Genomic DNA, 22,184 nt, shown 5'->3' with positions numbered 1-22,184 from the left:
TAGATAACATCCTTTTATATGCCTTAGAGTTTTTATCATTATATCACATATCTTCAAAACCCTTAATTTAATTATGAAGAGTTCTTTCTTATTCGTGAAGATACACTTTTACAAACATGCGTAATCTTCATAAAAAAATATTTGTAAACCTTCAATTAAAAATTTACGAATGAAATTAAACTCCCAAAAACGATGAAAAAAAATTCAGCAAGCTATCGAATTATATCAATCTAAAAAATTTACAGTTAAAGAAATCAAGGATATGATTGGTGTTTCCAGCTCCACCCTATATAGGGAAATGAAAAACGAAAAAAGCCCTCTTCTCGCCGTCGCAACTGTGAACTGCACCCCAATCGTTAGACACGACTAACAATTGGAGGTGCAGTTTTTTATGGCTAAATTTTCTTCAAAAGAAAAAATACAAGCAGTAAGACGATATTTAGAAGGCCCAGAAGGTGGGACAAGTATTGCTAAATCTATAGGTATAGATCAGCGTGTATTTTATCACTGGATTAGCCGATATGAATATTTCGGTGAAAAAGCTTTTGAAAAACGCTATACATCTTACTCTACGCAATTTAAACTAGACGTACTTAACTATATGATTGAAAATAGGACGTCTATCAGGGAAACAGCGGCAATTTTTAATATTCCATCTTATGAAACGGTTCGAAAATGGAAAGTAGCTTATGAAACAGAAGGATTGGATGCCCTACAACTTAAAGAAAAGAGGCATCCGTCTATGAATAATAAAAATTACAAAATAGTGAAAAAACAATCACCAGTCGAAGGCTCCATTGAAGAACTCCAAGAGGAGTTAGAAAGGTTACGTATGGAGAATGCGTATTTAAAAAAGTTGAATGCCTTAGTTCAAAACAAACAGAAGTCACAAAAAAAGACAAAGCGCAAGTAGTTTATGAATTAAGGCATCAATTTCCGGTACAATCACTTTTATTGCTTGCCAACATTCCACACGTAGCACATATTATTATTGGCTGAAAAATGCCAAACGTCCGGATCCAGACTCAGATTTGAAAGTACTAATTCAAGCTATTTATGATGAACATGAAGGACGTTATGGTTATCGTCGTATTCGTGATGAACTTACTAACCGTGGACATAAGATAAATCACAAAAAGGTACAACGCATTATGAAAGAGTTAGGATTAAAGTGTTTGATCCGTATGAAGAAATATCGCTCTTATAAAGGAACTGTTGGAAAGATTGCCCCTAATATTTTAGATCGCAATTTCAAAGCAGAAAAGCCAAACGAAAAATGGGTAACGGATATTACGGAGTTTAAATTATTTGGAGAGAAATTATATGTATCGCCAATATTGGACTTGTTTAATGGTGAAATTATCACGTATACAATTGGTTCAAGGCCAACCTACGCCCTTGTTTCTAATATGTTAGACCAAGCCTTTGAACGCTTAACAGATGAGGAGGCACTCCTTATTCATTCCGATCAAGGTTGGCACTATCAAATGAAAAAATACCGTGATTCTCTTCATAAACGTGGTATTACACAAAGTATGTCCCGGAAAGGGAACTGTTACGATAACGCAGTTATCGAAAATTTCTTTGGTATTATGAAATCTGAATTTTTATATCGAAAAGATTTTAAGAATATGGAACATTTTGAGCAAGAACTAGCAAAATATATATCCTACTATAATCTTAAGAGAATTAAGGCGAAATTAAAAGGCATGAGTCTGATACAATACCGGACCCACGTCCAAAACGCTGCCTAATTAAATAACCTGTCTAATTTATTGGGGTCACTTCACTTATTCCAAAAGTGAGGTGGAATTTTGATACGTGGATATGCCAGAGTAAGTAGTAACTAAATTTCTTTCGGTGTTACTTGCATGATATAGATTGTATGTATTTTTGATTGTGTCCAAGAGTCAGTATAATCAATATATTTTCCTGTTCATTCTCGGAGGGTTTCTTAGTAAAGAAATCCGCAAATAGAATTTAAACATAACAATGCAACGATATGCAATTTCGCATAGGTAAATAAAGGGAGTTTAAATTTACAAGAACATTTCGTTATATCACTAAAATTTTTATTAGTAGGATCAATCAACTTGATCTAAATCTTTCTTAATATAAACAAATTACTATATGTTTTTGATATAGTGTGACATAGATGTGTATATTTTTAATATCCTTTAAGTTTGATATAGTGATTTATTTCTGTGTATTTACTTCTGAATAATGTAATGTTTTAATAGATTTCGACAAGCAACGGCAAAATGTGACTTTAATTTAAAAAGGGGATATCTTTGCCCATCCCCCCGAAACGGGGGAATAACAATAAAATTAGTAACAAAACCCTTATAAATAAAGGATTTTAATTTCTTTTTAAGATAAACATGTCAAAACATATACATTTTAATTGAAATATTTCAATTAAGCATATGTTGTATTTTTGAAATGAAAAATTCTAGATTTTTAAGTATGTCATAAAGTGTATTTTTTGACATAGTGTATAAATTTAGCTAATTCCCCCTTTTCGGGGATTTGGGCAAAAACACCCATGGTGCTTTGTCATATACCATGAAACAACAGATGTAAAAGATCTTGAATCATTCTATTCTCTAATTCCTTTTTCTTTTTTTGTAAAAGAAGTGGGCACATTTTAACCATCGTAGATAAACATAGAAAAATAGAGATTGGTTTATAGTTTGATAATTAGGGATTATTAAATTATTAGAAGGGGGCATATTATGTCTATACACTCTAAATTTCGCAAATTAATTCTTGGCGCTGGGCTTGTCACTGTGTCATGTAATGGGTTACAAATTCAAGCAGAAACAAAAGAGAAAAATGTGAAGAACATATTACAAAGGGAGCCGGTAGGAATACAGAAATCTGTTGATGAGTTGGCGCACTCTTCGAAAGTACAAGAAGATGCATCTTTTACAAAACGATTGAAGTTAGCGGATTTATCGCAGAGTCCACCAGCGCCAAGTGAGAATGTAAAACAGTTAGCTGAAGAGAAAAAATATTCGATGACCGAATTAAATCAATTAAGCAACAAACAATTAACGGATCTCCTTGTGACAATTAAATGGTATCAAATTCCGGAATTATTTCAGTTTAATAGTGATAGTCTCAAGTTCTATCAAGATGATAACCGCATGCAAGTAATTATTGATAAGTTAGCAGAACAGGGACAAGCTTATACAAAAGATGATTCAAAAGGGATTGAAACGTTAGTAGAAACTCTACGTGCGGCATTTTATTTAGGTTTTTACCATGATGAATTAAGCAAACTAAATGAGCGTAGCTATCATGATAAATGTTTACCGGCTTTAAAGACAATTGCAAAGAACCCGAATTTTAAACTCGGTACACCAGAACAAAACAAAGTTATTTCATCCTATGGAATGCTGATTGGAAATGCATCAGCTGATGTTGAAGTTATTCAATATGCAGGTGAAGTTTTCAAACAATACAACGATAATCTTGCAACTTTCATTGAAGATTATACAAAAGGAAATGCTGTACATGAATTGATCAAAGGAATTGATTATGACATTCAGACGTATATGTATAGCACGGGAAAAGAAGCAAAAGATACGATGTGGTATCGAAACATCGATAGTTTTATTAATGAAATTAATAGGTTCGCGCTAATTGGTACTGTAACAGATGAAAATGGATGGTTAATTAATAACGGAATTTACTATGCTGGCCGACTAGGTAAGCTTCATAGTACACCAACAAAAGGACAGCAAGTTTTTACAGATGCAATGCGAATTTATCCATATTTAGGGGAGCAATATTTTGTTGCGGCAGAACAGATTACTACAAATTACGGAGGAGTAGATACGAACGGAAAAACAATAAATTTAGATCAAATTCGAGAAGATGGTAAAAAGAAATATTTACCGAAAACATATACGTTTGATGATGGAGCAATTGTCTTTAAAGCTGGGGATAAAGTTAGCGAAGAGAAAATTAAACGTTTATACTGGGCAGCAAAAGAAGTACGCTCTCAATTTTATCGTACAGTAGGTAGTGATAAACCACTTGAAAGTGGACATGCGGATGATGTAGCAACGATGGTCATCTATAATAGCCCCGACGAATATCAATTTAACCGTCAATTATATGGTTATGAAACGAATAATGGTGGAATTTACATTGAAGGAAGCGGAACATTCTTTACATATGAACGTACACCAGAGCAAAGTATTTATAGTTTGGAAGAATTGTTCCGCCATGAATTTACACACTATTTACAGGGAAGATATGAGGTTCCGGGATTATGGGGCCAAGGGGAAATGTATCAAAATGAACGTTTAACATGGTTTGAAGAAGGGAATGCAGAGTTCTTTGCAGGTTCAACGCGATTAGATAGTGTAGTACCACGGAAAAGTATAATTGGTGGATTATCTTATGATCCTGCAAAACGTTACACAGCAGCACAAACCTTAAATGCAAAATATGGAACGTGGGATTTCTATAACTATTCGTTTGCATTACAATCTTATATGTACAATAACCGTCCTGAAATGTTCGATAAAGTGCATGATTTAATTCGTGCAAATGATGTTGCAAATTACGACGCGTACCGTTCTACATTAAGCAAAGATAATAAATTAAATGAAGAATATCAATCTTATATGCAAATGCTTATTGATAATCGTGATAAGTACACAATTCCACAAGTATCAGATGAGTATTTAGCACAGCATGATCCGAAACCGCTTTCAGATGTTGCGTCAGATATCACCAATGAAGCAAAGTTAAAAAATGTGAAGTTAACAAAGAATAAATCACAATTCTTTAATACATTCACATTACAGGGAACGTATACAGGAAGTGCAGCAAAAGGAGAAATTGAGGACTGGAAAGTGATGAATCAAACAACGAATGATATGTTGAAACATCTCTCAGAAAAAGAGTGGAGTGGATACAAAACATTGACTGCTTATTTTGTAAATTACCGTGTTAATAATGCTGGACAATTTGAATATGATGTTGTATTCAGCGGAGTGAATACGGAAGAAGGTATGGCTGTAGAAAAAGAACCGAATAATTCATTTGATACAGCTAATCCACTATCCCTGAATACCTTATTGAGAGGTAGCCTAAGTGATCAAGATCAAGTTGATCGATTTGTAATTGATGTAAAAGAACCAAAGGATTTACAAATTACCGTTACGAATGAACAAAACCTTGGAATGAACTGGGTGTTGCATCACGAGTCAGACCTTAACAATTATGTTGCGTATGCAACAAAAAATGAAGGCAATGAATTATTTGGAAAATATTTTGCACAACCAGGGAAATATTATTTAGTTGTATATAAATACAATGATGGAACAGGGAATTATACTGTAAAAGTAGAATAAATGAAAGCGATTTCCTCAGAAGTCAAAAATTTCAATTGAAAATAAGATTTTAGTGCAAAAATGAGTTCTAGTGTAAAAAGGTAATCAAACAGATTTTAAGTGGAAGCACTATCAACCTGATATTATTTTGTTAACTGTACGTTGGTACCTACGTTACAATTTAAGCTTTCGTGATTTGGTAGAAATGATGAAGGAACGATGTTTATCCATTTCTCATACAACGATTATGCGTTGGGTTCATCAGTATGGTCCGGAATTTGACAAACCGATCCGACATTACCTCAAACAAACAAATGACTCTTGGAGCGTCGATGAAACATATATTAAAGTAAAAGGTCAATGGATATACCTGCATCTTGCTGTTGATTCAAAAGGAAAAATAATCGATTTTTTCCTAAGCAAAACAAGAAATCATAAGGCTGCAAAGCGCCTTTTCAAGAAAGCTTTGCGGTCTTTTCATTTTTCAAATCCTCGTGTTATAACAGTCGATAAGAATCCAGCTTATCCTATAGCAATTGAACAGTTAAAAAAAGAAAAAAGCATATCTAACGGTATGCGACTTAGACAACAAAAGTACTTAAATAACATAATGGGGTTTCTTGCCCATCCCCTCCAAAAGGTACATTAAGGATTGGTTCTATACAAAGAAATGTCTCTAAATTAGTCTGTCCTACTCGATTCAGAGACATTTTAGTGATTCTATTCGTAAAGATAGATACAATGAAGGGTTCTGTTGCAAAGTTTTTGAAGCTGAGCTAGACTGTAGAAAAAATGAGATGGGGAGCATAACATATGGGATATTTTAAAGGAAAACAATTCAAGAGAGACATAATTTTAGTAGCCGTCGGCTACTACAGTCGTTTTGCTTTAAGTTATCGTGATGTATCTGAAATCTTGAAAGAACGTGGCATATCGGTTCATCCTACAACCATCATACGTTGGGTTCATGAATATGGCAATTTGATTTATCAAATCTGGAAAAAGAAAAACAAAACGGCACACCCTGTTTGGCATTTAGATGAGACTTACATCAAAGTGAAAGGGGAGTGACGCTATCTTTATCGTGCAATTGATGGAGATGGACATACTTTGGATATTCAACTTCGTAGAACACATGATCATCAAGCGGCTTATATGTTTATGAAGCGACTCTTCAAAGCTTTTGGAGAACCATCGGTTCTTACGACAGACAAGGCCCCGGCTTTGCTTTGTGCATTCAAAAAATTAAAGAAAGACGATTATTATACACATACCAAACACTGTACCATCAAACATCGTAATAATCTTATTGAACAAGATCATCGGCATGTAAAACGACGCTTTGCCAAACCTTCTGGATTTCAAAGTATCCGTCATGCTTCTCGTACTATAAAAGGGATTGAAACGATTCAGGCTATATATAAACAGAGACGAAGTCTTGAATTAGACTCCGTCTTTTCGGCGTACAATGAACTACAAAAATTAGTAGCCGTTGCTTAAACCCGATCTCCACTTTATAACCCTCTCTCTATTTTTTTCAAACTTTGCAACAAAACCTTAATAACTAATAAACACCAACAAACAATTATCAAGGGTTGCTTCCTCCCTTTCGTATCCGTTACAATAGAGATAGAATACTCACAAAGAAAGGTGACTCACTCTATGAATCAACCTTTAGTCAATTTACGAGTCGATTTTGCTTTCAAGCAATTATTTGGTGTACAAGGACAAGAGGAATTACTGATTTCTTTTTTAAATGCAATCTTGCATGAATCCTTATCTACACCAATTGTGTCTCTAAAAATTGAAGACCCACATTTGCATAAAGAATATGAAGAAGATAAATTATCCATACTAGATATATTAGCTACACTTCAAGATGAAACCAAGGTGAACATGGAAATCCAGTTACGAAATACACAAGAGATAGTAAAACGTTCCCTGTATTATTGGAGTAAACTGTATACATCTAATTAGCAGGTAAAGATTTCACTCAAACAGTGCTTTTTTTTTCTGGTGTAAATCATTCTGTCGTCGTGTACACTGAGATTATTTTATGAAAGTTTTTGTGCAAAGACGAACCTAAATAAAAAATGAAAGGATACATTCTTAACTGAATGCGTGTTTATGCAGTGAGCTGAATGACAGAATGCGTTTTACTTGTTTTCGGGCAGAATTTTCCCTCTATTTTTATCTCTGTCAAGTAGACAATATAAAAAAACAGTATTGTATGAAACTGTTTGATTTCCATATTCGGTTCTGTTGCAAAGTTTTATTTACTCCATGACTTCCTCCACGATTTCCTCTACATAATCCCTTTTTAAACTCCCTAAAATCTCATGGACCGCACGTTCTCCGGTTTGTATGGCTCCACCCTTGACCATTAAAGTCTGCCGTATGTTCCCCGGCAAAGTGTAAATTACCATTGCTTCCTTCTGGTTGACCTTCTATTCCTGCAAATTTTGTCATTTGTCCTACTCTCCAATAGGAATAAGAGCCTAAACTAAATGGATTCCCCAACCAATAGTCTCGTGTCACCTTTTCATTCCACTGATTTGTCCCGCCCGGTAATACGGGTTCTATTTGTCTTAAAAATTGCCGTGCCCGCTCTTTTGGTGTACCAATATTCATACCCGCTCCAATGTTTCCCCCTGTGAAATTCTCTAAAATTCCACTTATTCCGGGTTGTGCTCGGCTCGCTTCAATTGTACTTACATAACCTGTATCCGACCATGTGGCTCCATTACTGCCAAGTGTATTCCAGTAACGATTTCGGAATTGTACATGTAGTTTTGTGGCTGTGCCCATCCCCATTTCTTGTATAGCGGTTACTTTTAATGGTTGTAGACCTGCCTGATTATACTCTACAGATGAACGTAAAATGGTAAAAGGAATGGCGATAACAACTTGATCCGCCTCTATATCAAATATGTCTTTTTTCTTTTGGAATGTGAGTGTATAACGCCCATTTTCTTTTTCTTTTATTGCAATTAAGCGTGTTTCAGTCACAATTTGATCGGCTAGTCGTTCTTGTAATCTCTTAGGAATTTGATCATTTCCTCCATGTACGTGTAACTCCTCCCCGAGTTCAATAAGCCCGAAAGAAAGTGCATAAACTAAATATAAAGCACTGGTATCGCTTGATTCCGAACTTAAAAAACTATTAAACGACACATCTAGAAATTTACCAAATCTAGATGACATTCCCCCTGGCACATAGGCCTGAATATAATCAATGATAGACATATGATCGAGTTCAAACCCTCTTTGCGTATAATGATTGTATAGGGTAGGGAAACCCGCTAATGCTGCATCCGTTTGTATTTGATGAAAAACTTGTTGGAAATCTGCCAACAGTTCAGCAAATGAATAAGGAGCGCCATTAAAATAATAGAACGGCTCTGTTCCCGGTAATTCAGCCGCAGTTAGATTATCTAATTGTAGTCCGAGTTCAGTTGCTAATTGCTGGATACTGAGTTGTCCTGGATCAATAAATTCTCCACCACGTTCCACAATTTGATCATCTGCGAAGTATCCTCGGTGTGTGTGGCATCTCCCCCCTACTCTTTCGCTCGCTTCATATATGGTTGCCCCATACCCAGCTTGTTTTAATCGATATGCACAAGTCAAACCGGCCAGTCCCCCGCCTAAAATGACAATTTTAGGCAAAGAAGAAGCCGATGGGCGATCTAGATATACAGAAGGATTTCTAACATGTGATATCATAGAAGTAGCAAGATTTTCATTTTTTTCACATATTTTTTTCTGGTGATCGGAATGCATGCTGAATCATGTCTTTTTCCTTTGTTTTGTAGATTTCAAAATAAGCCTTTTTCAAAATCTGAATGAATGTAGTTCTTCCCATCATACAACCCCTTTTATTCATTTTTTGATACCTACATATGTATACGATTGTTCGTCGTTATATAGAACCTCCCGATACATTACGTTCTCTCTAATAAATCTGTCTTTTGTTGATAAATATTTAATAGGTCGATATAACATTGATTTAATATACTAATTTAGGGATAATATGAATAATGAAAAAGTAATGGAGGGGACCAATTTCATGACTACACCAATATTAGATCAAATTCTGAATGCAATTATACAATTCTTACATCTTCCACGTTGTTAAACTTAAATAAGAACAGCCCAAAAAAGCATCTTCCTGAAGATAGAGAGATGCCTCAAGTCATTGTTTTGTTTGAAATATTTTTCAAATGATACAAAAAAGTCATCTTCACCAGCTGAAGATGACTTTTTTTGATTTTATAGACCTTGGTGTCATTTGAGTCTATGCAGTTTTCACATATGATATGACATAATTATTTACTAAGTAGAGCTTAACTCTTCCATCATTACGATTTTGCAAACCGTTCCCATGTACATTCATAAGATGAACATAATTGAAAATGTCATGAAGGTTGTTGGATTGTGAGACTATCCCAATCTTTCACAACAGCTTGGGTTGTATAAAACCAGGATCTTTCATTTGTACATAAATAGTAATATCATTTCTTTTTGTATCACCTGTCAAGACATTGTAATTGTAATGCCACGAGTTGCTCATTTTCTATTTGTTGCACTTCTATTTCCCACTGATAAAGGTTACCCATTCTTCGTTGGAGTTCTTTGACTAAGCGTTGTCTAATAATATTTTCTGAGGTTGCAAAGATTTCAATAGGACCTATTACATCACGATTTCCGTTAGGAGCGGTAAGTGTACAAATAACTTGATGTTTTTTCATACGTTTCACGTCCCCCCTTAATTAGGATTAGGCTTTTAATATATATAGATAGTGGTAAAACCAGTATTTCATAATGTTTGTACTTCTATATTGAGTTCGATTATCCTTTAAAAAGGTTTTGGTGCAAAAACTTCAGGATTTTCACAAATAATTTTGAAAATTTGCACATATGGATGCTATTCATCTAAAAATGAGTGCATTCGAAAACAACTGATACAATGGAATTCTTCCTAGAAAGTAAATGAAACATACATCAAAGTTATTAGTTTAAAAAACCTTACAACGGAAGCATTTAAAATCTACTCGTTTTGTCATCGTGAAACACGTCCTTTACTTATCGATACCTTGCACATGATGACAGTAACCTTTGCACGAGAACCCTTCAATTGATTGATTCCATACACGTCAGTTTTCACGCTATATTGGCGGTTCTTTTTTCATTTGGTATAATGAACCTAAAATAGATTACCTTTGGGAGAAGAACCTATGAATCACAAAAGAATTGATTTACGTGTAGATTTTGCATTTAAAGCGGTGTTTGGAGCACCTGGCAGTGAAATGATTTTAGCTGCTTTCTTAAATGCGCTCCTTCGTTTTCCTGAAAACCAACAAATTCAGACGCTGCAATTAGTCGATACGCATCTTAATCCTGCATATCCACAGGATAAAAAATCGATTTTAGACGTGCGAGCAAAATTGGAAGATGGCAGCAATATTAACGTGGAAATACAGTTACAAGATAAAGAAGATATGGATGCCAGAACCTTATTCTATTGGAGTAAAATGTATACAGAGCCTTTACAAGCTGGAGATGATTATGCAGAACTTTGCCGTACCATTACGATTAATCTCATCAATTATTCGTTGTTTCATGAAACCGGACAACATCATTCTGTTTTTCGGTTATATGAGGCAACCGAAAGATTTTTATTGACGGATCTCATGGAAATTCATTTTGTTGAGTTACCGAAGTTTTTAACAAAATGGCAAAATGGGGATGTTCATCCAAGTGAAGACCAGTTGGTTCGTTGGTTATTGTTAATCGAAGCGGCAGAACAGGAACATATTACATCTGTATTGGAGGCGATTGCGATGAAAGAAGATCCAATTTTACACAAGGCAATGGAAACATGGGATCGTGTAAGTCAAGATCCTGAGCTAAGAAAGGAATATGAAGCAAGACGAAAAGCATTAATGGATGAAAAAGCGGCACTTCGAAGAGCAGAAAACAAAGGACGAGAAGAAGGAATTCAACAAGGGATAGAACAAGGATTAGAACAAGGAAAAATACAATTAATTCGTGGTATGCACAAGAATGGAGTATCCGTAGAAGATATTGCCAAATTCACGAAAATTAGCGTAGAAGACATACTCCGCTTCTTACAAGGATAATGGAAGGATAGGTTCAGTTGCAAAATTTCTCAAGAGATAAACAGAGGTATGAATGTATGACTAAATAGTATGCGGATACTAGTAATTGTTGTAATTCATTGTACCTTGAATCAAAAAATATTTATAGTTGCATAATAGTTAATCACAAATTCCTCGTCTAGTTTAATGCGAAGAAACTTTGCAACTGAACCATTTTTCTTACATACGCCTGAGAGAATGGAATGCGTTCGACAACATAATTAAACAAAAGTTTGATTAAAAATAGGTGCGAAAACAGTCAAGGTAATCCACTTGACTGTTTTCTAATGTGGCTTTTGTTCTCTCTCATATACACCAGAAGTCCCCACCTTATAAAAATAGTTCATATCAACAAAAAAAGCCTAGCATATGAGGTATGCTGGGCAAGATAGAATGTATGAAAAAATATTGAACAAAAACGAAGGTATATTGATACTAGCACAGATTATTCTATATCAAAAGAAGTTGTTGAAGTTCTGTATCTCGCCTATAATTTAAATACTGAGTATTACGAAAAGAATTGTGGTGTATGGAATGGAAATTGCAATCGTAGTATTAAAATTTATTGGTGGCGTGATTCCCTTAGTGACAGATCTTTTAAAGACATTCATGTAATCTAAGGTTTTGCACGTATCTCCTCATTATTTTAACCATAGAAGAAACATAGGATATCAGCCATTCAGAATTGCTAGATCGACATCTTCTCCTTCCAAGATAGAGAGATTTTGCATCCACATCTCTTCTGTTAGGAATAAACCACCCTATAATTTCTAAACACTTATCAAGACCATTCCCTTGACAAAGCCGCGCGGCATCGCTAAGACTCTATAGGTAAAATAGCGATGCCAGAAGGAGCCGGGTTTGTCCTGGCAGAAGATCAATTGACATGCGGTCACATGTGACAAAATCTTGTTTTGTGTTTTACCAGGTACAAGTACTAGATTCTTGCGCCACGGTATAGCAAATGAAGTTTCGTTCCGTTATGCTACCGCGATTCTATATAAGATCGCACCGCATGATATAAAAATTCCTCTTGCCCCATTTCTTCAGCTTTTGCCATGGCGATGACTTGTTGTTTAAAGGCATGATCTGCATGAAACGAAAGGGATTCCATATTACTTTTTAAAAAGACGCCTTTTGTATGTGGAACAAGGGATCCCGATGTCATATGGGTATACAAATACTGTATCTCTTCTTGCCATTCCGCAGGATTAACCCGCAATAAACATGGTTTTACCTCCAAGTGTATTGTGTCTTGTTGAAGGGATACCCGCATATTTGCCACGCCAATTTTTTCATAAAACAGATTGATTAATCGATATGGCATCGCATGAAAGAGTTGTGGTTTCCGGAAGGAAAACGAGAGAATACCACGCTTGGTTATCACGGGGGTTTTCGGATACGTAGGTACGCGATATCCCTTCTCCTTATAGGCTGATAAAGAGAATACGGCTTCTTCTTCCGTCATGACTCTCCCATCCGTTCCGTTGATTTCAATGACACGTGCTTGTTTCGATGTTTCCTGATGTGTCAACAATTGAAAGAGAAAGATTTCTGTATCCTGGATTTTCATGCGGAATCTTTTGCGTTCCTTTCGATTGGCTTTGCTATCATACTGCTTTTGAAAAGCTTCGAGATCTTCTTCCCCAATTACATAGACTTGCTTCCCTCGCTTTTCGACCTGTGTCGCTGGTAGCTTTCCAGATTTAATATAAGTAAAGATAGTGGAAGGAGCGACGTTTAATAAATCAGCGGCTTCCTTTGTTGTAAATCCATCTACTTGGTCTTCGATCATTAAGGATTGGATATCTTCCAAGTAAAAGATTTTACTACCGAATTGCTTCCAATTATCTTTATATACACACGCAATTAAACCTTCTTTTTCCTTTTTCAAAACGGTCTGTACGGTAACTTCTAACATTTCCGCAGCTTCTTTTGTTGTGACAGTTGGTTTCGTAAGAAACCATACATCCTGTGACATATGTATATACCTCCTTATAATCTATGATACTCGTAAATCATACATGTATTATAACAAATCCCTACAAATACAGAAATAGAATAGATACAAATAAAATATAAATTATATTCTTAACAGAAATAAAAATCATGTGACATTCAATTTATAAGTAACAGTATTATACAATTACATTCTATTGGAAAAATAAAATAAAACTATATTATATATAATTTAAAAATACATTGATATGCAAATAAATTATAAAAAAATATAAGTATAGTTTAATACAGAAGAATGTGGGATTCTTATAGAAAGAATATGAATTATAATTTGTATAATTGATAGAAGTGAAATAAAATGATAAATACAGTTAATAAAGATAATTATATTCATAATCTTTAATAGGAGAGGTGAATTTAAAGTATGGATAATAAAAATAAAAAAGAAAACTTACCGATTATTAAAAATAAAAGTGAATACATAGATAAATATTTAGAGAATATAAGAGATATCTTTCCATTTCTGCATAACAATCGTTATGTAGATAAAGTGGAAGATAAAATGGAGATAGCTGAAAAAGAGGGAAAGAGTAAATATACGTATCTAAGTGACCTAGAAGTAATTTATCATTTCGTACATTTACAAAAAGATATGGATGAAAAGAAGAATAAAAAAGAAGATACAAAAAAGAGCTATGTGTCTGAAATCTTGTCATTTTGTCAATGTATGGTGCAGCATGCAGAAGAATTCGAATTGAATGGGGAAGAGGTACAGCAAAGTGCTTCTTTATTGAAGACATTGCAACCTTGGCATATTCGTAAATATAATTCCTGGTTGAAACAGGTACAGAAAGGTAGGAATAGGGATACATATGCAGTGGCAACACTTGCAAAGAAAACAGTGCTCATTCGTTCGTTTTTAAAACACCTTCATGTATTTGCTTATATTGAAAAACCTCTTCATGAAGAACTCCAGCGCGCAAATGTAAATGAACAGGATCGGCCAAATCGGGACCTATCCTATGATGAAGTGATGAAAATCTTAGGGTTTTATAAAGAAAGAGGTCATTTAGTAAACTATACAATTTTACTAGCTCTGGCAAGTACCGGTGCAAGAATTCAAGAATTATGCACAGTAAAAGTCAAAGATATACACTACGAAGGAAAATACTGGTTAAAAGTCACAGGCAAAGGGGATAAAGTGCGTGAACTTTTCATTTCGGAATATTTGTATCAGTGTATTTGTGAAATGAGACGAAGAAGAGGGTTCCAAACTATATTGGATCGAGGAGATGAAAGTCCTTTATTTGTAAATCAAAGAGGAAACTTTTATAATTCAAAAACGTTATCAAATCAGGTAACAGATATGATAAAAAAGACAAATTTAGATTTTCTGCAGTATCGTGAGAATCCAGTAACGGCGCATACATTCCGTCATGCTTTTGCAATTATGGCAGTAGAACAAGGAAATGCAGATTTATATCACTTAATGCAGACGCTTGGTCATGAAGATATTCAAACAACTAAGATTTACTTAGAGAAACATATGAAGCGTAAGAATAATGTAGGGACTACTTTTGCGGAACAGCTTTATTGAGAAAAAGACTGATAAAAATCTTGTTGTTTGTGTTTGTTTTACTCGAAACCTCTTCATAAACGCCAGGAGAAGCATCATGAGATTTTCGGATGGGTGAATCATATTGATAGTTAAGAAGATTAAATGTGTGTTAGAAGGTAATCTGAGCGTTCGTTTTTCTGTGAAGTAGGCTAAAAACAATCATTTACTCACACACATAGAAAGAATAGAGCCCTTCAAATAAAAACGTTTATAAAGAAAATCGTAATGTCAAAAAAGAGGAATTGGCGATTGTATAGCGAAAAGATACAGGGAGATTAATATGAAATATAGCAGTAAGAGAAGGCATATGGATACTCCTCGGGAGAATTCGTATGTTTTTTCTCTTTTTTGCTGATTGTATACAAAAAGAAGGGGCATGCGAGCACAATTCATTCTTACATAAACACGAAAACAATGTCTACGCAACAGAGAACTAGCGTAAAGTTAGCTGCCATGTCCTGCCTATCATACAAAAACGACCTGTTGTCTGGTACAGGTCGTTTTTGTATAGAAGAATAAATACTAACACGGAGAGTGTTTTTATCGTAACAGGATTTACATACAAATTCTACCTTTTTGATATTGAGAAAATCAAAAGTTTCACAAAGATGGGCATCTCTCTCCAAAAATGTATGACGATATGACATATGTGATTTCTAAAAGGAACATCTATATAACTTTTGTTGTTGCTGTTAACAGTACGAAATCCCTAATCACAGTGTTCACAAGGCTTTGTAGAGTAATGATTGTTAAAGTAAGAAAGACAACTTATATATTTTTTAGGACAAGAAGATTTACAAAATGGCCTGTTTCCGCAGGCCTTTTTTGTAAATATCATGAGACTTGTTCCTTTACTGTCAGATTAACAGATGTGTAACCAAAACACAATATAAAAAACAATATTCAGTTATTATCATAAGGTACTAAAAACACCTTGGTGAAATCGAGACGTTTGATAGAATGAAAATCATAATTCTTGAAGAATTCTTCGTATCTCTGCCACTTCTATATTTGTGAATTTCGCAATATCCTCTATTTCCATTCCATTTTTATGCATACCACGGATTAATTGCATTTTTCCTTCTTCTTTTCCTTCTTCTCGGCCTTTATTTTCTGCTCTTCGAAGTGCCGCTTTTTCATCCATTAATGCTTTTCTTCTTGCTTCATATTCTCTTCTTAGCTCATGATCTTGACTGACACGATCTCATGTTTCCATTTCCTGATGTAAAATTGGATCTTCTTTCATCGCAATCGCCTCCAATACAGGTGCAATATTTTCCTGTTCTGCCGCTTCGATTAACAATAACCAACCAACTGGTCTTCGCTTGGATGAACGGTCCCATTTTGTTAAAAACTTCGGTAGCTCAACAAAATGAATTTCCATGAGATCTGTCAATAAGAATTTTTCAGTTTCTTCATATAATCGAAAAACAGAATGGTGTTGCATCGTTTCATGAAACAAGGAATAATTGATAAGATTAATCGTAATGGTACGGCAAAGTTCTGAATAATCATCTCCAGATTGTAACGGTTCTGTATACATTTTACTCCAATAGAATAGGGTTCTGGCATCCATATCTTCTTTATCTTGCAACTGGATTTCTACGTTAATATTACTACCATCTTCCAATTTTGCTCGCACGTCTAAAATCGATTTTTTATCCTGTTTATATACGGGATTGAGATGCGTATCGACTAATTGCAGCGTCTGAATTTGTTGGTTTTCAGGAAAACGAAGGAGCGCATGTAAGAAAGCGACTAAAATCCTTTCACTACCAGGTGTTCCAAATACCGCTTTAAATGCAAAATCCACACGTAAATCAATTCGTTTATGATTCATAGGTTCTTCTCCCATAGATAATCTATTGTAGATTCATTATACCAAATGAAAAAAAGAACCGCCAATATAGTGCGAAAACGGATGGGTTCTGGTGTAAACATGGACCAGATCAAAAGGTATAGAAACTGTTCATGCCCTATACGTCAAAAAACGAATGACAGGAATGATTGACTACTCAAGTTAACCAATTAATAACTGAATTTATTTATATGCATTATCATTCCGTTCGCCCTCATTCAACATTAAATGGAATGGCTCCTTATCAGTATTCAACATCGATTGCATAATCTAATTTGTGTTCCAGTTTTTCTTGACCAGGTCAAAATGATTTACAACTTGTTCTAGAAACACTTGATTTAGCAACAAAAAAATAGAGATGTGTATGGAACCATCATCCACTCAAATCAAGAATTCCAATACACATCTCATGCTTATCATCGTACGCTTCACCAGCTAGGTGCCATCGACAGCCATTCTCGCAAAGGACACTGTCATGACAATGCTTGCATAGAATCATTCTTCTCTCATTTTAAATCTGAAATGTTTCATCTCAATTATTATCAAACAAAAGGAGAGCGGATTCAAGCAATTGAAACATACATCTATCATTATAAATACACACGATTCTCAAAACGACTCAACCGTCAAGCTCCGATTGAATATCGAATCTCAATGGCAGCCCAGTCTTTTTTTAGCTGTCCACTTGACGGAGTTAAGTCCATAGTGACTCCTATTTAAAGCACTTTATTTTTCTTTTTTAACTTCTGGTTTTACTGTATAAGTGTAACCTTCGTTAGTTGATTCTCCAAGTTTAGCAGAAAATCCTTTAGGTCCCTCAACAGGCCTTACAGTTACAGCAAATTCTGTTCCATATTCAGCTGAGTATTTACCCTTTCCTATTAAATATGCGCCATTACTTGGATGAACTTTTACATTGTTATCAATCTCGTACGGACGAGCTAAGGTTGTTAACATCCCTCTAAAGCTTGTACTGTTTGTCGCGTTCCAATTGTACGCATTATAGGCTATTTTACCATCCACGTGAGAAAGAAGTTTTACATTTCCGCTTAGTTTAGCAGTATTTAAATTTACAATAACTTCTACAGATGAATTTGCAGGAACTAAGATATTTTGTGCGCTAGCAGTATACGTGTAACTTTCAGTCTTTGTTGTTTCCGCAGTACTTGAAAAGTGATTCTGTTGCAAAGTTTTCTAGGTGAAATTAAAATGTAAGAAAAATGATTCGAGGAGCATGATGCATGAAATATTTTAAAGGAAAACAGTTCAAGAAAGATATTATTTTGGTAGCCGTCGGCTATTATTGCCGTTTTTCTTTAAGCTATCGTGATGTATCTGAAATCCTGAAAGAACGTGGAATTTCCGTTCACCCAACAACAATCATGCGTTGGGTGCATGAATATGGCAATTTGATTTATCAAACTTGGAAGAAGAAAAATAAATCAGCACATTTCGTATGGCATTTAGATGAAACCTATAGAGAAGTCACATTCCAGACTTCTCTTTTTCGACGTACAAGGAATTACAGCAATTATTCAGAATTTCTTAAACGATAACCGTATTTTGTAAACGGGTTTATGTTTTTTCAAACTTTGCAACAGAACCGGCGGATTACTTAGACGTTCTAGATACGTTTCCTTTGTTTTTTGGTCTACCTGAAGAAGTTTCTCTAATTGTTTTTTCTGAGCATTGTCTGGAAGACAAGAGATCTTTCTCCATATATTTTCAGCTGCACGATCGCGTACTGTTGATACTAACCTTGTTAATACGGATACACCAGGTAATAAAATTTTTTGTGCGATGCATCGTGCTGTTGCTAAATCAAATAATACACTTGGTCGTTCATTATATAGCCAAGCGCGTGCATATAACCATCTGATGAATCGCCAATGTACTGGATGATCTGTAAAGTTTTTATATCCATAAACAGAACGTATCTCTCGCATTTGATCCCACTGACTTCGTTTATTTCGGTAATGAGAAAAGCTTTGAGCATCTAAATGAAGTTGATTTTCCATATATGTAATAACCGATTGTGGTACATCTGTAGGATCAGATAAAAATGTTCCTAAGAACCTAACGGTTCCTAATTGAACAGCAAAACCAAGTTGATTATGTTCTCCACGACGATTCCATATTAGTTCTTTGTCTGTATCATCTAACCAAAAACATTTTGCTAATTGCTCTGATGTCGGAGGGTCACAAAAACAACCATATTTACCCTCTTGCTCAGGTGTTAAAAAATCTACAGGCATAATCTTTGTCCCCCTGTTACAATTATCAGTTTGTATTAAATGGCAAAATGCGTATAATGCTATTTCATTTATCGCTTAGATCCAGGCAATCTTCTCCACTTCACCCTGTAGATCTTCTTGCGTAGCTTTCACATAAATCAGTGTGGTATTTAAATTATCATGTCCCATAATTTGTGCAAGACGATGTAATGGTGTACGTTCAGCCATCACATAACCAAAGCGATGCCTTAAATCATGGGCACTAAAGCCATCTAACTTAGCCAGACGCATATACTTCTGGAGAATATGGCGGATGGCTCTTTCTTGTAGTCGTTTTCCTGTTTTAGAAGAAGGAAACAAATAACTCTGTGAAATATTACTTGATGCGATATATTCTTCCAGTGCTAAACGAACTGTGCTATTCAAAGGAACTTCCCTCTGTTTATTTCGCTTCCCAGATCGAACAATGACATGGCCTCCCCTTTTTCTCATCACAATATCTTCTATTTGAATATCACAAACCTCCATCGAACGAAGACCAGTATGAAGCATAAAGATAATCATTGCCTTGTCACGTAGTGTGCCGTATTTCTCAACAGCATTCATTAAAGCTGCTTCTTCTTTATCTGACATGCGTTTGGGACTCGTTTTTTCTGTTGGTACAAACTTAATTGATTTTGAATAATTCGTTGGTACAAGACCTTTTTGCTTAGCCCAGTCAAAATAGCGTTTAATAGAATTAATGCGCCGGTTAATCGTAGCAGGTTTTAGTGATCTTGTGATTTGCATATGTTCTCGGTATCGAGCAATGGTACGAGCAGTAACTGCTATTGGATGAAAAAGAGTATCTTCAGAATGTTTTCCCCATACATTTTCAAACCAATATGCAAAATCTTTTAAATCACTCGTGTATTCTTTTAATGTTTTTGTATGCAAATCTCCTTCTTGAGATAAGCTAGAAATAAAATCGGAAATCAAAGATGTTGCCTGTATAGAAATTATTTTAGTGGAACGCATAAATGCCTCCTCTTCCATTGACTTATATTAGCGGACATGCTATTTTAATCTTATCAGTTATGTTAGCGGACATCAAACATTTGTTTCTCTGTAGTTCATGTCCACTAATATTAATTAGCGGACATTTGAATTGACAGCTAATAATAGGTAATAGGGGTATGTAATACATAAATATTTGCAATTAAGGATGGGGGATAATTTGACAATCAATCAAATGTTTCAATTAGGTGGTTCATTTTTAATGTTTATTTCTTCCACCTTAATCAGCTGGTATCAAGGTAGTAATTTAATAGACTACCCTGATGAATGGAAGTACACAGCTAAGTTTACAAATTATTTTAAAGGGCCTGTCTCGAATTATAAAGATATTTATCAAGTAGATTTTTTTATATATGCAGCTAAATTTTATCCTGGCTGGGTAATTGTTATGATAATAAGTTTTATTTATATGATATTATTACTTGTTTATATACTATACAAAAGAAAAAATAATAAAATATAAGGAAATTATGTTATTAAACACTCAACAATGGTATCATCTTCTTGTACAAACAAAAACAAGGGGGATATACATATGTTTAAAAAAGTATTAAGTGTTGTGGCAGTATCAGTAATTTCTTTATTTTCGTTTTCATCTATTTCTGCATATGCAGAACAAATGCCAACAGAATTGAGAAGTAAGGCAGTTCAACAAGTACAACAAATTCAATATTTTGATGAAAATGACAATCCGATCTTTCCTTATGCTGATTTAGATTCGAATTTATATAGTGATAACATTGCGACTTACGCATACATGGATTTTGGGGCAGCAAGTTTTTCAAACTATGTATGGATACGGGGTGGACAAGCTTTTTTAAATCCACAAGATATAGAATTTGAAAGAATAAACAGACCTAAATCAGTATCTATTTATGCATATACCTCAGGTGGATCTTATATGGGTAAAGGTGTGGTTGGTGAAGGAACTGGATGGGCTTTGATTCCATGGAGGCATTTACCGAGAGGACAATTCTATACATTTAAATTTGTTAGTGAATCAGGTCAACTTGTTCAAATTAAACATGGAACAGTTTATTACGGTTAATAAACTAAAAAGAATGCTAGTTAGCTAGCATTCTTTTTTATTTGTTTATCTTTTACAAACACATATAATGTCCGCTAATACCTGTTGCGTGATTTTGTTCCATTGCTACACAGACCCCATTATACGTATTGTTCAAGTACGAGTATATTATTGCGAAGATGTAACATGTGATCTGTCCCTTATCTCTGCACAAAACTGTTCCATCTGTTGTTCAGTGAATTTTTCTGCTCTTATATCACCAAATGTCGCTGAACCAAGGAACACTTCATCATCACAGTTGATATCCCAGGACTCAAACGGTTTCTCACCTTTTGAAACTTTCTGAGTGAATCTCATCCACTCACCATCGATGTATACTAAATCATTCCAGGATTTGTTGTGTAATATGCGAAGAGTGAATTCTTTTTCAGAGTAATAGAAATCATACTCTTTATCTTTATCAATGAATTGGGACCAATCAATTTCTATTTCTGTTTCTTTCTCGGGTAGCTGTCTGGGAGTTGTTTCCTGGAGTGTATACAAATGGAATGGGAATGAAACTATTTCTTCTCCTTCTATGTCTTCCATAATCCAATAGTTATTTTCAGTGTCACCGGCATAATATCGGAACCACTCGCCAGTATGTGTTTTAAACACATGTTCAGCGTGATTTTTTGTTTCTTTATAGTACGTTTCTACAATGCACATATCTACAAAGCGTCTTGTGGTATCATATGTAATCGATGTACAAAGAAGTCCTTCTTCCCCTATAAACCATTTTTCTATTTTACCATTATGTTTATATTCATAGCCTTCATAACGTGCAAAGTCTAGAGGGTCCATGTAGTTATTAGCGTATAACTCTGAGTCAAATAAGGTTTTTAATTCTAAGGCTGCTTTCAAGGGTATCTCATTTGCTG

General features: G+C 34.8%; 12 protein-coding genes and 7 pseudogenes. 11 read left to right on the top strand and 8 right to left on the bottom strand.

The genetic code is table 11. The annotated features are described in order from the left end of the window. Positions 1-391 precede the first annotated feature (391 nt). The 5 genes and pseudogenes from ACP6L7_RS10420 to ACP6L7_RS10400 form a co-directional block, all read left to right on the top strand. Positions 392-1,754 (top strand): annotated as a pseudogene (locus ACP6L7_RS10420) (IS3 family transposase). Positions 1,755-2,735: 981 nt separating this feature from the next. Beyond that, positions 2,736-5,372: a collagenase ColA gene (gene colA, locus ACP6L7_RS10415; protein WP_430529142.1), complete on the top strand. Its 2,637-nt coding sequence runs from the start codon at positions 2,736-2,738 to the stop codon at positions 5,370-5,372. Between the two features lie 94 nt (positions 5,373-5,466). Further along, positions 5,467-6,000, top strand: a pseudogene (locus ACP6L7_RS10410) (IS6 family transposase); the annotation flags it as partial. Positions 6,001-6,164: 164 nt separating this feature from the next. After that, positions 6,165-6,851 (top strand): annotated as a pseudogene (locus ACP6L7_RS10405) (IS6 family transposase). Between the two features lie 162 nt (positions 6,852-7,013). Then, a pseudogene (locus tag ACP6L7_RS10400) lies at positions 7,014-7,322 on the top strand (Rpn family recombination-promoting nuclease/putative transposase); the annotation flags it as partial. A 366-nt stretch (positions 7,323-7,688) separates the two neighbouring features. Here the strand turns inward: ACP6L7_RS10400 and ACP6L7_RS10395 are convergent. After that, on the bottom strand, positions 7,689-9,077 hold the full coding sequence (locus ACP6L7_RS10395) for a flavin monoamine oxidase family protein (RefSeq protein WP_430529203.1): 1,389 nt from the start codon (positions 9,075-9,077) through the stop codon (positions 7,689-7,691). 803 nt (positions 9,078-9,880) lie between these two features. Beyond that, a complete protein-coding gene (locus tag ACP6L7_RS10390; RefSeq protein ID WP_430529141.1) occupies positions 9,881-10,102 on the bottom strand; it encodes a hypothetical protein in 222 nt (73 codons plus the stop codon). 486 nt (positions 10,103-10,588) lie between these two features. Here ACP6L7_RS10390 and ACP6L7_RS10385 point away from each other — a divergent pair, with 486 nt between their 5' ends. After that, the gene (locus ACP6L7_RS10385) at positions 10,589-11,494 is read left to right on the top strand and encodes an Rpn family recombination-promoting nuclease/putative transposase (RefSeq protein ID WP_430529140.1); all 906 of its coding nucleotides are present in this window, start codon (positions 10,589-10,591) and stop codon (positions 11,492-11,494) included. A 1,003-nt stretch (positions 11,495-12,497) separates the two neighbouring features. On the opposite strand, the gene ACP6L7_RS10380 is transcribed toward ACP6L7_RS10385, so the two are convergent. Continuing rightward, positions 12,498-13,493, bottom strand: coding sequence for a helix-turn-helix domain-containing protein (locus ACP6L7_RS10380; protein WP_430529139.1), 996 nt, complete (start codon positions 13,491-13,493; stop codon positions 12,498-12,500). A 402-nt stretch (positions 13,494-13,895) separates the two neighbouring features. Between ACP6L7_RS10380 and ACP6L7_RS10375 the strand changes: the two genes are divergently transcribed. Beyond that, positions 13,896-15,068 (top strand): tyrosine-type recombinase/integrase, encoded by a 1,173-nt coding sequence (locus tag ACP6L7_RS10375; protein ID WP_430529138.1) that lies wholly within the window; start codon positions 13,896-13,898, stop codon positions 15,066-15,068. Between the two features lie 988 nt (positions 15,069-16,056). Here the strand turns inward: ACP6L7_RS10375 and ACP6L7_RS10370 are convergent. Further along, positions 16,057-16,929: pseudogene (locus tag ACP6L7_RS10370) on the bottom strand (Rpn family recombination-promoting nuclease/putative transposase). Positions 16,930-17,307: 378 nt separating this feature from the next. Here ACP6L7_RS10370 and ACP6L7_RS10365 point away from each other — a divergent pair. Further along, a complete protein-coding gene (locus ACP6L7_RS10365) occupies positions 17,308-17,667 on the top strand; it encodes an IS3 family transposase (protein WP_430529202.1) in 360 nt (119 codons plus the stop codon). 6 nt (positions 17,668-17,673) lie between these two features. On the opposite strand, the gene ACP6L7_RS10360 is transcribed toward ACP6L7_RS10365, so the two are convergent. After that, a complete protein-coding gene (locus ACP6L7_RS10360; protein WP_430529201.1) occupies positions 17,674-18,135 on the bottom strand; it encodes an ETX/MTX2 family pore-forming toxin in 462 nt (153 codons plus the stop codon). A 53-nt stretch (positions 18,136-18,188) separates the two neighbouring features. Here ACP6L7_RS10360 and ACP6L7_RS10355 point away from each other — a divergent pair. After that, a pseudogene (locus tag ACP6L7_RS10355) lies at positions 18,189-18,434 on the top strand (transposase domain-containing protein); the annotation flags it as partial. Positions 18,435-18,542: 108 nt separating this feature from the next. Here ACP6L7_RS10355 and ACP6L7_RS10350 read toward each other — a convergent pair. Both ACP6L7_RS10350 and ACP6L7_RS10345 read right to left on the bottom strand, forming a co-directional pair. Beyond that, a pseudogene (locus ACP6L7_RS10350) lies at positions 18,543-19,202 on the bottom strand (DUF4158 domain-containing protein); the annotation flags it as partial. A gap of 75 nt (positions 19,203-19,277) precedes the next feature. Further along, positions 19,278-20,198, bottom strand: coding sequence for a tyrosine-type recombinase/integrase (locus ACP6L7_RS10345; RefSeq protein ID WP_430529200.1), 921 nt, complete (start codon positions 20,196-20,198; stop codon positions 19,278-19,280). A gap of 199 nt (positions 20,199-20,397) precedes the next feature. Here ACP6L7_RS10345 and ACP6L7_RS10340 point away from each other — a divergent pair, with 199 nt between their 5' ends. Both ACP6L7_RS10340 and ACP6L7_RS10335 read left to right on the top strand, forming a co-directional pair. Continuing rightward, on the top strand, positions 20,398-20,700 hold the full coding sequence (locus ACP6L7_RS10340) for a YjdJ family protein (protein WP_430529199.1): 303 nt from the start codon (positions 20,398-20,400) through the stop codon (positions 20,698-20,700). 72 nt (positions 20,701-20,772) lie between these two features. Further along, positions 20,773-21,285: a hypothetical protein gene (locus ACP6L7_RS10335; RefSeq protein WP_430529198.1), complete on the top strand. Its 513-nt coding sequence runs from the start codon at positions 20,773-20,775 to the stop codon at positions 21,283-21,285. A 147-nt stretch (positions 21,286-21,432) separates the two neighbouring features. On the opposite strand, the gene ACP6L7_RS10330 is transcribed toward ACP6L7_RS10335, so the two are convergent. Further along, positions 21,433-22,167 carry a hypothetical protein gene (locus ACP6L7_RS10330; RefSeq protein WP_430529197.1) on the bottom strand — a complete coding sequence of 245 codons (735 nt, stop codon included), beginning with the start codon at positions 22,165-22,167 and terminating at the stop codon, positions 21,433-21,435. Positions 22,168-22,184 lie beyond the last annotated feature (17 nt).

The sequence above is a fragment of the Bacillus silvicola genome, from assembly GCF_050524305.1.
Classification (GTDB): domain Bacteria; phylum Bacillota; class Bacilli; order Bacillales; family Bacillaceae_G; genus Bacillus_A; species Bacillus_A cereus_AT.
Note: the sequence above shows the minus strand (reverse complement) of the source record. Positions and strands in the feature narration are given on the sequence as shown.